Here is a 14,563-nt window from a genome sequence, read left to right on the forward strand (position 1 = left end):
CCGTCAAGGCTAAGAATAAACATGACTATACAATCTCAACAACCAAAAGTCTCCTTGCTACTTGCTGATGTGGATGGCACTCTAGTCACCCGCGAGAAAGTGTTGACAGATCGCACCCGTGATGCTGTTCGCAAGCTTAACGAAGCAGGCATTGGCTTTGCCATCACCAGCGGTCGTCCACCTTTAGGGATGAAAATGGTTGTCGAAGCCCTCCACCTAACCACACCAATAGCTGCCTTTAATGGTGGAGTCTTCCTCAATCCAGACTTTTCCATCATCGACCAGAATGTGCTGAGCGGGGCGATCGCCAAGCCAGTCATTGAAATCATCACAGCACATAAACTCGATGTCTGGATTTATCGCGGTAATGACTGGTTTGTCCATGAACGGCATGGTTCCCATGTTGATCGCGAAGAGAAGACAGTCAAGTTTCCGCCGACTGTCGTTCCCAGCTTTGATGACCTCCTAGACAACGTCGCAAAAATCGTCGGAGTCAGCGATGACTTAGAAGCTGTCGCCAAGTGCGAAAAAGACGTGCAACAACAGTTTAGTGAACAAGTTTTGTGCAAAGCTGGTGCCAGTTCCTCTGGCGCTGAGTACGTCTCTGCTGCTCGTAGCCAACCCTACTACTTGGATGTCACCCATCCCCGCGCCAATAAAGGGACAGTGGTTGACCGGCTTTCAGAACTACTTGGGATTAAGAGTTCGGAGATTGCCACCATCGGGGATATGCCCAACGATGTGCCGATGTTTCAGCGCAGCGGTTTGAGTATTGCGATGGGCAACGCCAGTGCTGATGTGCAGCACTCCGCCGACTACGTCACGACTTCTAACGAAGACGAGGGCTTTGCTCAAGCAGTTGAGCGCTTCGTTTTAAGCATAGAAAATCAAAACACAAGTCAAAAATGAAACCACTGATAAATAAAGTTGTCATTGTGACTGGAGCATCCCGGAGCATTGGACGGGCGATAGCCGAACGATTAGCTCAAGATGGCGCAACAGTCGCTATCAACTACAGAAGTGGTGCTGATGAAGCTAAAGAGGTGATTGAAAGTATCAAATCTCAAGGTGGACAAGCGATCGCCATTCAAGCAGATGTCAGCCAAGTTTCAGATATTCGTCGCTTGTTTCAAACAGTCATAGACCAATTCGGGCAGTTAGATATTTTGGTCAACAATGCGGGAATTGCACGGGCAGCATTGGTAGCAGAAGTGACAGAAGAAGATTACGAGGCAGTTTTTGGCATCAATGTCCGGGGTGTCCTCTTCTGTCTCCAAGAAGCTGCTCGACAAATGGCGGATAACGGACGCATAGTCAATGTCTCCTCCTCAACAAGCCTGTTCCCCAGTCCAGGTCTTGCTGTGTATGCTGCTAGCAAAGCCGCAGAGAAGTTATTTACAGAAGTCCTAGCGAAAGAATTGGGAGGGCGTGGAATTACAGTTAACAGCGTTCTTCCAGGACCAACGAGTCCGGGAATGTTTGACTCAGTATCGGCAGAAAATAAGCAAGCGGCGGCAATAAGTTCTCCGTTTGGTCGTTTGGGACGAGCTGAGGATATTGCTGATGTCGTTGCTTTCCTAGTGAGCGAGCAAGCACGCTGGATCACCGGACAGCACATTTTGGCAAATGGCGGAGCAACAATTTAACCTTTTGACAACAAACTTTTTGACAACAGGGAGAATAGACATGAAACTTGAAGGCAAAGTTGCGTTGGTGACAGGTAGTAGTCAGGGAATCGGACAGGCGATCGCCATTCGTCTTGCCGAAGAAGGTGCGAATATCGTCATCGACTATCGCTCACATCCCGAAGGTGCTGAAGAAACCAAAGCGAAAGTCGAAGCCAGCGGACGCAAAGGCTTGGTTGTTAAAGCAGATTTAGGTGTCGTCAGCGATATCCGCCGGATGGTTGACGAAGGTATCCAACATTTCGGCAAGATAGATATTTTAGTAAACAACGCTGGGTTGGAAAAGAATGCCTCGTTCTGGGATGTCACAGAACAAGACTACGATAATGTACTTAACGTTAATCTCAAAGGTGTATTTTTTGCCACTCAGGCTGTTGTCCAGCACTTCCGGGAAACTCAGCGCCCTGGAAAAATTATCAACATTAGTTCAGTGCATGAAGAGTTGCCGTTCCCACACTTTACCTCTTACTGTGCTAGCAAGGGTGGCGTGAAGATGTTGATGCGAAACTTAGCTGTGGAACTTGGACCTTTAGGCATTACGATCAACAACGTTGCACCGGGAGCAATTGAGACACCGATTAACAAAAGTTTGTTAGAAGACAAAGAAAAGCTAGGCGCTGTACTAAAGAATATTCCCGTCGGGCGACTGGGACAACCCCAAGATGTAGCTTCTCTAGTTGCTTTTTTAGCCTCATCAGACGCAGACTATATCACAGGTTCCACCTTTTTTGTCGATGGCGGATTGCTTGGAATTATCAAGAGCAGTAAATCAAACGTTAAACGTCTGCACAAATATAGTGCTTCTCATTTAGATGAAGGGGATTGGGGATTGGGGATTGGGGATTGGGTTCTTACTCTGATTAATTATGGTGCGGGTTTCAACCCACCACGAAATTTTGATTCCCAGTACCCAATACCGTCGTAGCCATTCATGAGGGCAGTGCGGTGGTGAGCCAGCGCGAATGACGGCTTTCCCGACAGCAGGCGACTGGCGAAAGGGTTCCCCGGCATAAAGCAACTGCCCGTCCCCCACCAACCGAGTATGTATAGTACAGGTATTCTGGGCGCGACTAGATAAAGTACAAATTTATCTGTGTCCATCTGTGTCCATCTGTGGTTCATTGATGTATCTTACCCAATTGCAAACAGCTATAAAGAAAAACCATGAAATCACTAGAAGGAAAAATTGCGATCGTCACTGGTGGTTCTGGTGGCATTGGTTCAACCATTTGTGAACGACTAGCCCAAGATGGTGCTAAAGTAGTTGTCCACTACGGCGGTCATCAGGATGCTGCTGATCAAGTCGTTACTAGAATTAAAGATAACGGCGGCGAAGCCGTTGCTATCCAAGCAAACCTCAGTAAAGTCGAAGACGTTGTTAAGCTATTTGACCAGACGCAGCAACATTTCGGAACGCCTGACATAGTTGTTAACAATGCTGGAACAGGTCTTGGCGGACCAATCGCTGAGACGGAAGAAGACGCCTTTGATAAGGTCTTTGGGTTGAACACGAAAGGAACTTTTTTCTCCATGAGGGAAGCCGCCCGTCGTGTTAATCAAAACGGGCGTATTGTCAATATATCTAGTGGGTTAGTTGTACGTCCAAAGGCGGGCTTCAGTCTTTATGTTGGCAGCAAGGCGGCTGTGGAGTTGATGGGCAAAGTTCTGGCGATGGAACTTGGAGAGCGAGGCATCACAGTGAACACAGTTTCGCCAGGACCAACAGAAACAGAAATGTTTGCCCAGTCTGGTGATGACGCAACAGCCGCAGCTGCACAGTCGCCCTTTAACCGTCTTGGGAAACCAGAGGATATTGCAGATGTCATCGCCTTTGTTGTTAGCGACCAATGCCGATGGATTACGGGGCATACCTTCCAAGCAGGAGGAGGATATGTATGACGCCATTTAGCGGAAAATACGCCCTTGTCACTGGCGGGAATAAAGGCATTGGTTTTGCCATTTGTCAAGGGCTGCTAGCAGCTGGGTTTGATGTGATTCTTGCAGCGCGATCGCTTGATAAAGCCAAAGCAGCAGCAGATAAATTGCATACCAACTCGAAAGTGCGCGTCGTCGAACTTGATGTCGCAGATGACCAAACCATTGACCAAGCCGTAAAGCATTTAAGTCAGGAAATTCCTCAACTCGATGTCCTGGTAAATAACGCAGGCATTTATCCTGACGAAGGCGTGAACATTCTGACTATTTCGCGCGAATTGCTAAATCGGACAATGAACACCAACACTTTTGGACCGATTCGCACAAGCCAAGCATTCCTACCCCTACTGGAAAAAGCACCCCAAGCCCGTATCATTAATGTTTCTAGTGGTTACGGACAGTTGGATGGGCTTTCTTTTGATGTTCCCAGTTATTGCTTGTCTAAACTTAGCCTCAACGGTGCAACCATTATGCTAGCGGAAGCTTTACAAGCAAAAGGCATTGCAGTCAACGCTATAGATCCAGGCTGGGTCAAAACAGATATGGGCGGTACTTCCGCACCCCGTTCCCCGCAACAGGGCGCTGACACTGTGATCTGGCTTGCAACCGAAGCTTCACCAAACTTAGGTGGGAAGTTGTTCCGCGATCGCCGAGAAATTTCTTACTAAAGCATTAATTTGAATTTCATTTCTACATATGAGTCAAAAATGGCACAAAAATTAGATGGAAAAGTTGCGCTAATTACTGGCGCTTCATCGGGCATTGGTCAGGCAACCGCCCTAGCCCTAGCAGCGGAGGGAGCAAAGGTGGCATTGGCAGCAAGACGCGCTGAACGACTGCAGAAGTTGGAAAAACAGATTACAGATGGTGGTGGAAAGGCGCTTTCCCTCGTTACAGATATTGCCGATGAAGCCCAAGTGGCTGAAATGGTTCACCAGACTAACAGCAATTTCGGCAGTGTGGATATCTTGGTCAATAACGCTGGTGTGATGCTTGTTGGTCCAGTTGAAGGTGCAGATACTTCAGATTGGCGACGTATGATTAACATCAACCTACTGGGTTTGATGTATGCTACCCATGCTGCCCTACCTTTAATGAAAGCTCAAGGCGGAGGACATATTGTGAATATTTCCTCTGTAGTTGGTCGCGTTGCGGTACCTAATTATGCAGTATATAATGCCACTAAATTTGGAGTTTGTGCTTTCAGTGAAGCTTTACGGAAAGAGGTTTATAAAGACAAAATCCGCGTTACTGTGATTGAGCCAGGTGGGGTGGCAACAGAATTAGCTGACCAGATTACCAACCCAGAGTTTAAGCAGCTGACAGACCAGTTTTATGAGTCATTAACGGTACTCGAAAGCGAGGATATTGCTGCTGCGATTGCCTATGCCGTAACTCAGCCGCCTCGTGTTAATGTCAATGAAATTTTAATCCGTCCAACTGAGCAAGAATTGTAGCTTTTTGTCCAATTTCTATTAAAAGACTCTAAGACATGAAAATTGGCACGATTGGTACAGGAAATATGGCAAGGTCTTTGGGGATCTTGTGGGCAGAACAGGGTCACGAAGTTTTTTTCGGTTCCCGCGACTCCGAGAAGGGTAAATCTGTAGCCGAATTTGCGGGACACCGAGCCAAAGGCGGAACCAATGATGAAGCAGTTGCATTTGCCGATGTCATCTTCTATTCAGTCCGTGAAATGCCTTCTAGCGTGCTGTCCTCAACCGAGGTTCTATCAGGCAAGGTTTTGATTGACTGTAATAACCGGGAGATTCCTGAAGGTTTTGCTTTTGAACCTATTTTCGATGAATCACTCGCTGAAAAACTGGCAGCAAATGTGCCGAATGCTCATGTGGTTAAAGCATTTAACACAATGGCGCAAGAAGTTTTTGAATTAAGCCCCGAACCACTCAAGGAATATAACGTTTCGTGTTTCATTTGTGCTGATAACGAGCAGGCTAAGAAAACAGTCATGACGCTAGCTGAAGAAATAGGTTTTTCTCCTATTGACTGCGGATCGTTACGTAGCGCTCGCATGGTTGAAGGTTTAGGGGACTTTATCCGTTTTATGATTGGTGGAATGAAACTTGGCTCATATGCAACTATTTCTGTCAATAAGCTTTCAGAAGCTAAAAAACAGCGTCTTGGCGGTCGAAACGCAGGGTATCGGTAATTCTTTTTAAATCTCAAATGTGTGGGGTGGGCGCTTACTGCCCACCCTACTAGTTGTGCGAAAGTCGCATGAGACTAAGACTTAGGAGAAAAAAGGGAAAATCAACTCAACATGGATTTACAACTCAATGGAAAAAGAGCTTTGGTAACTGGCAGCAGTAGCGGCATCGGTGAAGCGATCGCTAAAATACTAGCCCGCGAGGGAGTCAGCGTTGTTGTACATGGTCGCAGTTTGTTTCAAGTGCTCTAAGTGGTTACATTAATGGTGCGAATTTGCGTGTGAATGGCGGCTGGACGCAAAGCATTAACTAAAGTAATGATAGGGCTATTTGTCAAGTATTTATCTGTGTCCATCTGTGTCCATCTGTGGTTAATTATTTCTTTGGTGTACCTTACTCCGGGTTGCAAACCGCTATAAGAGGAAAATCATGACCCAAGAAGAAGCAAGATTGCAGCAAGATCGCGATCGCACCGCCTACTGGAAACGCTGGGGTTCGTACCTTAGCGAACGGCAATGGGGAACTGTCCGCGAAGACTACAGCCCTGACGGTAGTGCTTGGGACTACTTACCCCACGACCACGCCCGTTCCCGCGCTTATCGTTGGGGTGAAGATGGGATCGCTGGTATTTCTGATAACCATCAAAGATTATGTTTTGCGATCGCTTTGTGGAATGGTCAAGACCCAATTCTCAAAGAACGAATTTTTGGCTTAACAGGAAATGAAGGCAATCACGGGGAAGATGTCAAAGAATACTATTTCTATCTCGACAACACCCCGACACACTCTTACATGAAATGTCTTTATAAATACCCACAAGCTGCTTTTCCATATACTCAACTTGTACAAGAAAACCGCTCCAGAGGTCGTAAAGAATTCGAGTTTGAATTGCTCGATACAGGTGTTTTTGCTGAAGACCGCTACTTTGATGTATTCGTTGAATACGCCAAAAATACACCAGAAGATATTCTCATTCAAATCAGTGTAGTCAACCGAGGACCAGAGGAAAAAACTCTATATCTGTTACCAACGCTATGGTTTCGCAATACTTGGTCTTGGTATCCCAATCAAGAAAAGCCTTTTGTTAAAGTCTTAAAATCAGATAATCACCTCAGTGTGATCGAAGCTTTTGAATCAACTTTAGGAAACAGATGGCTATACTGCAACGAAGCGACACAATTGCTGTTTACAGAAAACGAGACAAATTGTGAAAGATTATTTGGTGTGAATAATGCTTGTGCCTACGCCAAAGACGGGATTAACGATTATCTGATTCAGGGTCGTAAAGATGCAGTAAATCCTAATCAAATTGGCACCAAGATGTCAGCACATTATATCTTGACGATCGCACCCGGCGAAACCAAAACTGTGCAGTTGCGACTTTGTGACAATCCAGAATTGGCAGAACCATTCGGGGCTAATTTTGATACTATTTTGGGCGATCGCACCAGAGAAGCCGATGAATTTTATCGGCGCATTTCTCCCTTTCCTGCATCCGAAGATGAACGCAATGTCCAGCGACAAGCATTTGCAGGGCTGTTGTGGAGTAAACAGTTTTACTATTATGTAGTCGAAGATTGGTTAAAAGGCGATCCGTCGGGTCCACCGCCACCAGAGTCGCGTCAAAAGGGCAGAAACTCCGAATGGCTACACGTTTTTAATGATGATGTCATCTCAATGCCGGATAAATGGGAGTACCCTTGGTTTGCTGCTTGGGATTTGGCGTTTCATTTGATACCATTAGCCATGATTGACCCAGACTTTGCCAAGCGGCAACTTAGCCGGCTGACGCGAGAATGGTATATGCACCCCAACGGACAACTTCCCGCGTATGAATGGGCGTTGAGTGATGTCAACCCTCCAGTTCATGCTTGGGCAGCTTGGCGCATCTACGAGATCGAGCAAAAGATGTACGGACGCGCTGATAAGCAATTTTTAGAGCGTGTGTTTCAAAAGCTACTCGTCAACTTTACTTGGTGGGTAAACCGCAAAGATATCGAGGGCAAGAATATCTTTCAAGGCGGTTTTTTGGGGTTAGACAACATTGGCGTGTTTGATCGCAGTTCTGAACTTCCCACAGGTGGCTACTTAGAACAAGCTGATGGTACCAGTTGGATGGGTATGTTCTCCATGGATATGCTGACAATCGCCCTAGAACTGGCAAAAGATGAGCCAGTTTATGAAGACATTGCCAGCAAATTTTTTGAGCATTTTCTTCGCATTGCGAGTGCGATGGATGGCATTGGCAACAATGATATAGCACTGTGGGATGAAGCCGATGGCTTTTACTACGATGCGCTGCATTTTCCTGATGGTCATCATTGCCCGATGAAAGTGCGATCAGTCGTGGGGTTGGTTCCCTTGTTTGCTGTGGGAACGCTAGAACCAGAAATTTTAGAAAAACTGCCTTCCTTCAAACGAAGAACAGAATGGTTTATCAAAAACCGACCTGACTTGACTTCAGGTATCGCCTGTATGCAAAGCTTAGGGGCAGGTCACCGCAAATTGCTGGCAATCACCAATACAGATAAGTTGCATCGTATTCTGGAAAAAATGTTAGATGAAGCAGAATTTTTGAGTCCTTATGGCATTCGCTCTGTTTCCAAATATCACCAGGAGCATCCTTACATCCTAACGGTAAATGGTCATGAGTACCGAGTGGACTACGAACCAGCCGAATCCTGCACTGATTTGTTTGGTGGTAACTCTAACTGGCGCGGTCCAATTTGGTTTCCGATGAATTATTTAATTATTGAATCACTCCAAAGGTTCCATCAGTACATGGGCGACTCATTCAAGGTGGAATGTCCAACAGGTTCTGGCAATCAGATGACCTTAAACGAAGTGGCAATTGAATTATCTAACAGGCTTGGTCAGATTTTTATCAGAAATTCCTCTGGACGCAGACCTGTTTATGGTGGTACCGAGGTGTTTCAAACTAATCCACATTGGCGTGACTTAATTCTTTTCCACGAATACTTTCATGGAGACAACGGCGCAGGTTTGGGTGCTAGTCATCAAACTGGTTGGACGGGTCTCGTCGCAGAAATGATTCAGCGATGCACAGAACATGGCAAAGAATTATAAAATCAGCGATTAAAGGTGCAAAAATGTGCCTGTCTCTTGATATTGTTGGTTACAGTCATCTGACATCTTGCACCAATATCAATAAGAGGCAAAGCCTCTATATTCTTGTTCCCAGGCTGAGCCTGGGAACGAGGGCTGGGAGGCGACCGCCTCCTCCTTGTTGAGAATGGTGCAAGTTATCAGGTCATCGCACTTATATGCCTTACGCTTGTCCTAAGGAAAATTTGAGCATCTGTTGTAATAAGAGCGCTTTTGAGATGATTAGACCATAATTCGTAGGGTGGGCATTGCCCGTAAAAGCTTATGTAATGGACATTTGAGATATTGGTGAGCAATGCCTACCTTAGCTGAAATCCGCTCTCTATTTATAACGCAGACGCGCAACGTATCCGACAGGAGAACAGAAGGACGCGAAGAAAAAAGGGAAAAAGTTAATGAAAGTTGGAAAATCATATACAAGATTACTTGTCAAAGACTGGAAGGCTTGTTTCTTGTTTTACAAAAATGTCATAGAATTTGACGTTGCTGTAGAAAATGAAGAAGACGGATATGCTGAGTTTCAAGCCGGAGATATGAGACTAAGTCTATTCCGGCGGCAAGAAATGGCACAATTGATTCACAACTCAGAAAAGCCTGCTCATGCTGAATGTCAAGATACTGTGGCGTTGATTTTTACTGTGCATGATTTAGAGGAGGAATATCAGCGATTAAGACATAAAGGGGTGCAATTTACCGCAGCACCTATGAATAATCCCTACTTTGGAATCAAAACAGCTTATCTTCGAGATCCAGACGGAACTCTCATTGGCTTATACGAATTTCTTGTGTGATATATAAAAAACCAGTAATTAAACAAGGGAGGTCACCGAAGCGCTATGGCTAAACCTGTAATCATAACCGTTGACGATGACCCAGAAGTTTTGCAAGCTGTGGCGCGGGATCTACGGCAAGAGTATGGCGATCGCTTCCGAATTATCCGCGCCGAATCTGGTGCGAGTGCATTGGAAGCTTTGGAACAACTCAAACTCCGTAATCAGCCAGTGTCACTGTTTCTTGTCGATCAACGGATGCCACAAATGTCCGGCGTGGAGTTTTTGGAACAAGCCATGCCTATGTTCCCGGAAGCAAAACGTGCTTTACTCACCGCCTATGCAGATACCGATGCTGCTATCCGCGCCATCAACAATACAAAAATTGATTACTACTTGATGAAGCCGTGGGACCCGCCAGAAGAACGCTTGTATCCAATACTCGACGATTTACTCGAAGACTGGCAAGCAAACTTCCACCCACCATTTGAAGGGATTCGCGTCATCGGTAATCGCTGGTCGCCCCATTCCCATCAGGCGAAAGATTTCCTAGCGCGAAATCAAGTGCCTTACCAGTGGATGGATATTGAATTATCAGAAGAAGGACAAAAACTCACAGAATATGCTAGCGGAGATAAAGTAAACCTGCCCGTCGTCCTGTTTGCTGATGGTTCTCATCTTATACAGCCAACCAACTTGCAAATTGCTGAGAAGATTGGGCTGCGAACTCAAGCAGAAAAACCGTTTTATGACTTGATTATCGTTGGTGGCGGTCCTGGTGGTTTAGCAGCTGCGGTGTATGGCGCATCAGAAGGGCTACGCACGGTGATGATAGAACGTGAAGCCCCAGGCGGACAAGCTGGGACAAGCTCGCGTATCGAAAATTACCTTGGTTTTCCCACAGGCTTGAGTGGTGGCGATTTAGCACGGCGTGCTGTGACTCAAGCAAGACGGTTTGGCGTTGAAATTCTTACTCCACAAGAAGTTACGGGTATCCGCTTAGAAGACCAGTATCGAATTGTGCAACTGGGAGACGGTGGCGAAATCAGTTGCCACGCCATGATCTTAGCGTTGGGTGTGTCGTGGCGGCGGTTAGATGTGCCTGGACTAGACCGTTTGACGGGTGCAGGAGTCTACTATGGTGCCGCACAGGCTGAAGCGATGAGTTGCCAAGGAGAAGAAGTTTATATCATTGGTGGGGCAAACTCAGCCGGACAAGCTGCAATGTACTTTTCGAGATACGCGCACACAGTGACGATGCTAGTCCGTGGCGACTCCCTAACTAAGAGTATGTCTCAGTATCTGATTGAGCAAATTGCAGAAACACCAAATATCATTGTCAAGACACATAGCAGTGTGATAGAGGCAAAAGGAGAAACAAGTTTAGAAGCACTTACTATTCACAATTCTTTGACAGGTGAAACGCAAACCGTTCCTGCAACATCACTGTTTATTTTTATTGGTGCCGTTCCCCGCACTGAGTGGTTAGATGGTGTCATTGCACGAGACGATCGCGGCTATATCATAACAGGTCCAGATTTGCAAAAAGATGGGCAACGCATCAAGGGATGGACGCTAGAACGCGATCCCTATTTGTTAGAAACGAACGTCCCTGGCGTTTTCGCTGTGGGTGATGTGCGTCATGGTTCCGTGAAGCGAGTTGCTTCTGGCGTTGGTGAAGGTTCAATCTGTGTTCAGTTCGTTCATCGATACCTTAGCAACGTGTTGTGATCCTTGAAATGAGTTCACAAGTTGTCTACCAGATACAGCAATTCTGGCGTTGCATTTACCACATTGTAGGGGTACAGCACTGCTGTGCCTCTACAAGCACGGTGTATTGCAATGAACTGAAAACCTTAATACTGGGAATCTCTTGGATTTGATGTCAACATTGATTTACAACTCAAAGGTGACAGCCATGCAAGAAATAACTCTCGCTGAAGCATCTAAAAATCTGCCTGAATTAATTGAAGCTGCCTTAAGTGGTGAAGAAATTGTGATTACAAAAGACAATCAACCTGTTGTCAAACTAACTCCAGTGTCGCCTGAACGTCGTTCGCTGTTTGGAAGTGCTAAAGGCTTGATTACAATATCAGATGATTTTGATGAACCGCTAGAAGACTTTAAGGATTATATGTAATGAGGCTGCTGCTGGATACTCACACATTCATTTGGTTTTTTACAGGCAATACAAAAATCAGCAACCAAGCTAGGGCACTCATTGAGAATCAGGATAACGAAAAGCTGCTAAGTACAGCTAGTGTCTGGGAAATAGCAATTAAACAAAGTACAGGCAAGCTAAGTTTTCATGTGCCATTTGAGGTGTTTATCAAGCAGCAACTCAGTCTTAATGACTTCAATTTGCTAAACATCAACCTCGACCACCTTGCTGTTGTTGCTACTCTACCTTTTCACCATCGTGATCCATTTGACAGACTTTTAATTGCACAGTCTATCGTAGAAAAAATACCTGTTTTAAGTGTAGATTCAGCTTTTGATGCCTATCCTATTGAACGGCTGTGGTAAGTAACAATTATTTATTTAATATAAGGAGTTGCCATGCTGCACGACTCAAATCATATGACGCTGTTTCCTAAGTTACCAGATGATGCTTTGGACGAGATGAAGCAGTTTGGTACTGAAATAGAACTTAATGCAGGTGATGTGTTGTTTAGTGAAGGTGACTCAAAATATCACTTTTTTGTTGTCTTAGAAGGGGAAATTGAAGTCACTAAGCAAGTTGGCGCTGAAACGAAAGTGCTGGCTGTTCATCGTCGTGGTGAGTTCATGGGTGAACTTTCGATGCTAACAGGTTCGGGTGCGATCGCCTCAGGGCATGCGATCGCACCCAGTCGCGTTTTGCAAATTGACGTTGAAACATTTAGACATATCCTCACTGAATGTTCCCCTATTGCTGAGGTGATTCTCAGCGCAATGGCAGGACGCACCAAAGATGTGGAAGTGCAACTGCGGCAGCAAGAGAAGATGGCAGCCTTAGGTAAAATGTCAGCAGGTTTGGCACACGAATTGAATAATCCAGGGGCGGCGGCGCGACGGGCGGCTTCGCAGTTGCGCGAGAATTTTCAAAACTTGCAAACTCAAGCTTTAGCGCTCAATTTATTATCCAAAGAGCAACTAAAATTCATTACAGAGATTCAACATCAAGCAACATTACACGCCTGTCACTCGCCCAAACTCGACCCTATTACCTGTAGCGATCAAGAAGACGAAGTGACAGACTGGTTAGAAGACCATGATATCAGTAATAGTTGGAAACTTGCCCCCACATTAGTTAACGCTGGACTAAACACTGAAAAGCTTGATACTCTTGCTGACAACATCCCCGTTGACTGTCTGAGTCATGTCCTTACGTGGCTAGAAGCAACACTTTCATCCTTCGGGCTGATCCATGAAATTGAGCAAAGTACCGTCCGTATCTCCGATTTGGTGAAAGCAATTAAAGGTTATTCCTACATGGATCAAGCCCCTCTGCAAGAAATAGATGTGCATGAGGGAATTGAAAATACTTTGCTCATTCTTCATCATCGCCTAAAAAAGGGAGTCATCGTTAAGCGAGAGTATGACCGCACTTTGCCAAAAATTTGTGCTTATGCCAGTGAACTTAATCAAGTGTGGACAAATTTAATTGACAATGGCATAGATGCAATGAAAGGCAAAGGTGATTTGACGATTCGTACTTATAGAGAAAATAATTGTCTGATTGTGGAAATTGGCGATACTGGGGTAGGTATTCCATTAGCAATTCAATCCCGCGTTTTTGAACCATTTTTCACAACTAAAGGAGTGGGTAAAGGCACAGGCTTAGGTTTAGAAATTGCCTATCGCATTATTGTTAACAAACATCACGGTGATATTCGGTTTGAATCGAAACCTGGTGAGACACGCTTTCGAGTGCATTTGCCTATTCAAGGTGTAAATTCGTGTCAAAAGGTTTGTGAGTAGAATTTTCACGCCTGATTGGATGCAATCCTTGAATTACCAGTCATTTATACTGTAGTAAAGCCTGAAAATCACGCTTCAATTCGGGTGACTCAACGGCTTGGCATGATACCAATGGGTCGTACTTACAAATATTACGGTGTCGAACTGGAGTTATTTATAAAGGAGTTTATATGAGAACAATACCAATCCAATTACCGGAAAGTGTATTTTCTGCCCTCCGCAAAAATCCCGAAGAATTTGTCGAAGAAATGCGAATCGCCGCAGCAGTAAAATGGTATGAATTAGGCGAAAATTCTCAAGGGAAAGCGGCAGAAATTGCTGGACTTACTCGGGCAGAGTTTATTAATGCTTTGTCTCGTTACCAAGTAGATTTTATGCAATATACTACTGAGGAATTAGCCGAGGAAATAGGGAATGTCGATTAATCGCGTCATCATTAACTCCTCACCTCTTATTGTTCTGTTTAAAAGTCAGCAAGCAGAATTACTACCGCAATTGTTTGCGGAAATATTAGTTCCTTCAGGTGTCTTTGAAGAAGTTACGATGGCAGGTGAAGATGATGCAGCATCAAGACAACTACCTGGCATTTCTTGGATAAAACGAGTAGAAATTACCGGGCTCGCCCCTGAAGTTGCTGCTTGGGATTTAGGCAAGGGAGAATCACAAGTGTTGAGTCTAGCTCTGAAAACTTCAGCTAACAGTGCAGCTATTGTTGACGATACAGCGCGGCGTTGCGGTCAAGCTTTGGGCATCACTACCATTGGTACGGGAGGCATACTCATAAGAGCGAAACGACGCGGACTGATTAAAAACGTATCTTCAGGAATTGAAGCTTTACGCGATGCAGGTTTATGGTTATCTGATAGTGTGGTGAATCTGCTCAAACAACAAGCCGGAGAGTAATTTGAAAACCTAT

16 protein-coding genes and 1 pseudogene are annotated in these 14,563 nt (G+C 45.2%); 16 read left to right on the plus strand and 1 reads right to left on the minus strand.

Annotated features, from left to right (window positions below):
- Positions 1–21 precede the first annotated feature (21 nt).
- The 3 genes and pseudogenes from V5G28_RS28145 (at position 22) to V5G28_RS28155 (ending at position 2,453) form a co-directional block, all read left to right on the plus strand.
- Positions 22–909, plus strand: a complete 888-nt coding sequence (locus V5G28_RS28145) for a Cof-type HAD-IIB family hydrolase (RefSeq protein WP_332991913.1) — start codon at positions 22–24, stop codon at positions 907–909.
- The gene (locus V5G28_RS28150; protein WP_332991914.1) at positions 906–1,646 is read left to right on the plus strand and encodes a glucose 1-dehydrogenase; all 741 of its coding nucleotides are present in this window, start codon (positions 906–908) and stop codon (positions 1,644–1,646) included. Before V5G28_RS28145 ends, V5G28_RS28150 begins: the two co-directional genes overlap by 4 nt.
- 40 nt (positions 1,647–1,686) lie before the next feature.
- Positions 1,687–2,453 (plus strand): annotated as a pseudogene (locus V5G28_RS28155) (glucose 1-dehydrogenase).
- 96 nt (positions 2,454–2,549) lie between these two features.
- On the opposite strand, the gene V5G28_RS28160 reads toward V5G28_RS28155, so the two are convergent.
- A complete protein-coding gene (locus V5G28_RS28160; RefSeq protein ID WP_073634637.1) occupies positions 2,550–2,807 on the minus strand; it encodes a hypothetical protein in 258 nt (85 codons plus the stop codon).
- A 42-nt stretch (positions 2,808–2,849) separates the two neighbouring features.
- Between V5G28_RS28160 and V5G28_RS28165 the strand changes: the two genes are divergently transcribed.
- From V5G28_RS28165 to V5G28_RS28225, 13 genes are all read left to right on the plus strand, one after another.
- Positions 2,850–3,584: a glucose 1-dehydrogenase gene (locus V5G28_RS28165; RefSeq protein ID WP_332991917.1), complete on the plus strand. Its 735-nt coding sequence runs from the start codon at positions 2,850–2,852 to the stop codon at positions 3,582–3,584.
- Positions 3,581–4,288, plus strand: coding sequence for an SDR family oxidoreductase (locus V5G28_RS28170; RefSeq protein ID WP_332991919.1), 708 nt, complete (start codon positions 3,581–3,583; stop codon positions 4,286–4,288). Before V5G28_RS28165 ends, V5G28_RS28170 begins: the two co-directional genes overlap by 4 nt.
- 39 nt (positions 4,289–4,327) lie before the next feature.
- Positions 4,328–5,077: an SDR family oxidoreductase gene (locus V5G28_RS28175; protein ID WP_332991921.1), complete on the plus strand. Its 750-nt coding sequence runs from the start codon at positions 4,328–4,330 to the stop codon at positions 5,075–5,077.
- Between the two features lie 35 nt (positions 5,078–5,112).
- Entirely contained in the window at positions 5,113–5,790 is a 678-nt protein-coding gene (locus tag V5G28_RS28180) for an NADPH-dependent F420 reductase (RefSeq protein WP_332991923.1), read from the plus strand.
- A 111-nt stretch (positions 5,791–5,901) separates the two neighbouring features.
- Positions 5,902–6,039, plus strand: coding sequence for an SDR family NAD(P)-dependent oxidoreductase (locus tag V5G28_RS28185; RefSeq protein ID WP_442994299.1), 138 nt, complete (start codon positions 5,902–5,904; stop codon positions 6,037–6,039).
- Positions 6,040–6,217: 178 nt separating this feature from the next.
- A complete protein-coding gene (locus V5G28_RS28190) occupies positions 6,218–8,875 on the plus strand; it encodes an MGH1-like glycoside hydrolase domain-containing protein (protein WP_332991925.1) in 2,658 nt (885 codons plus the stop codon).
- A 434-nt stretch (positions 8,876–9,309) separates the two neighbouring features.
- Positions 9,310–9,705: a VOC family protein gene (locus V5G28_RS28195; protein WP_096569203.1), complete on the plus strand. Its 396-nt coding sequence runs from the start codon at positions 9,310–9,312 to the stop codon at positions 9,703–9,705.
- Between the two features lie 45 nt (positions 9,706–9,750).
- Positions 9,751–11,415, plus strand: coding sequence for an FAD-dependent oxidoreductase (locus V5G28_RS28200; protein ID WP_332991928.1), 1,665 nt, complete (start codon positions 9,751–9,753; stop codon positions 11,413–11,415).
- A gap of 187 nt (positions 11,416–11,602) precedes the next feature.
- The gene (locus V5G28_RS28205; protein WP_332991930.1) at positions 11,603–11,824 is read left to right on the plus strand and encodes a type II toxin-antitoxin system Phd/YefM family antitoxin; all 222 of its coding nucleotides are present in this window, start codon (positions 11,603–11,605) and stop codon (positions 11,822–11,824) included.
- The gene (locus V5G28_RS28210; protein WP_332991932.1) at positions 11,824–12,210 is read left to right on the plus strand and encodes a type II toxin-antitoxin system VapC family toxin; all 387 of its coding nucleotides are present in this window, start codon (positions 11,824–11,826) and stop codon (positions 12,208–12,210) included. The genes V5G28_RS28205 and V5G28_RS28210 overlap by 1 nt, the downstream gene beginning before the upstream one ends.
- Positions 12,211–12,243: 33 nt before the next feature.
- On the plus strand, positions 12,244–13,647 hold the full coding sequence (locus V5G28_RS28215) for an ATP-binding protein (protein WP_332991934.1): 1,404 nt from the start codon (positions 12,244–12,246) through the stop codon (positions 13,645–13,647).
- Positions 13,648–13,817: 170 nt separating this feature from the next.
- Positions 13,818–14,072 (plus strand): UPF0175 family protein, encoded by a 255-nt coding sequence (locus tag V5G28_RS28220; RefSeq protein ID WP_332991936.1) that lies wholly within the window; start codon positions 13,818–13,820, stop codon positions 14,070–14,072.
- The gene (locus V5G28_RS28225) at positions 14,062–14,550 is read left to right on the plus strand and encodes a DUF3368 domain-containing protein (protein ID WP_332991938.1); all 489 of its coding nucleotides are present in this window, start codon (positions 14,062–14,064) and stop codon (positions 14,548–14,550) included. Before V5G28_RS28220 ends, V5G28_RS28225 begins: the two co-directional genes overlap by 11 nt.
- The last annotated feature ends 13 nt before the right edge of the window (positions 14,551–14,563 follow it).

Source organism: Scytonema sp. PRP1 (genome assembly GCF_036697665.2).
In the GTDB taxonomy this organism is placed as follows: domain Bacteria; phylum Cyanobacteriota; class Cyanobacteriia; order Cyanobacteriales; family Nostocaceae; genus Kalymmatonema; species Kalymmatonema gypsitolerans.

Bases quoted from the DNA above. Each gene is read 5' to 3' on its own strand.
- V5G28_RS28195 (WP_096569203.1), top strand. From the start codon at position 9,310: ATGAAAGTTGGAAAATCATATACAAGATTACTTGTCAAAGACTGGAAG.
- V5G28_RS28180 (WP_332991923.1), top strand. From the start codon at position 5,113: ATGAAAATTGGCACGATTGGTACAGGAAATATGGCAAGGTCTTTGGGG.
- V5G28_RS28190 (WP_332991925.1), top strand. From the start codon at position 6,218: ATGACCCAAGAAGAAGCAAGATTGCAGCAAGATCGCGATCGCACCGCC.
- V5G28_RS28215 (WP_332991934.1), top strand. From the start codon at position 12,244: ATGCTGCACGACTCAAATCATATGACGCTGTTTCCTAAGTTACCAGAT.
- V5G28_RS28225 (WP_332991938.1), top strand. From the start codon at position 14,062: ATGTCGATTAATCGCGTCATCATTAACTCCTCACCTCTTATTGTTCTG.
- V5G28_RS28220 (WP_332991936.1), top strand. From the start codon at position 13,818: ATGAGAACAATACCAATCCAATTACCGGAAAGTGTATTTTCTGCCCTC.
- V5G28_RS28200 (WP_332991928.1), top strand. From the start codon at position 9,751: ATGGCTAAACCTGTAATCATAACCGTTGACGATGACCCAGAAGTTTTG.
- V5G28_RS28210 (WP_332991932.1), top strand. From the start codon at position 11,824: ATGAGGCTGCTGCTGGATACTCACACATTCATTTGGTTTTTTACAGGC.
- V5G28_RS28160 (WP_073634637.1), bottom strand. From the start codon at position 2,807: ATGAACCACAGATGGACACAGATGGACACAGATAAATTTGTACTTTAT.
- V5G28_RS28175 (WP_332991921.1), top strand. From the start codon at position 4,328: ATGGCACAAAAATTAGATGGAAAAGTTGCGCTAATTACTGGCGCTTCA.
- V5G28_RS28150 (WP_332991914.1), top strand. From the start codon at position 906: ATGAAACCACTGATAAATAAAGTTGTCATTGTGACTGGAGCATCCCGG.
- V5G28_RS28185 (WP_442994299.1), top strand. From the start codon at position 5,902: ATGGATTTACAACTCAATGGAAAAAGAGCTTTGGTAACTGGCAGCAGT.
- V5G28_RS28205 (WP_332991930.1), top strand. From the start codon at position 11,603: ATGCAAGAAATAACTCTCGCTGAAGCATCTAAAAATCTGCCTGAATTA.
- V5G28_RS28165 (WP_332991917.1), top strand. From the start codon at position 2,850: ATGAAATCACTAGAAGGAAAAATTGCGATCGTCACTGGTGGTTCTGGT.
- V5G28_RS28145 (WP_332991913.1), top strand. From the start codon at position 22: ATGACTATACAATCTCAACAACCAAAAGTCTCCTTGCTACTTGCTGAT.
- V5G28_RS28170 (WP_332991919.1), top strand. From the start codon at position 3,581: ATGACGCCATTTAGCGGAAAATACGCCCTTGTCACTGGCGGGAATAAA.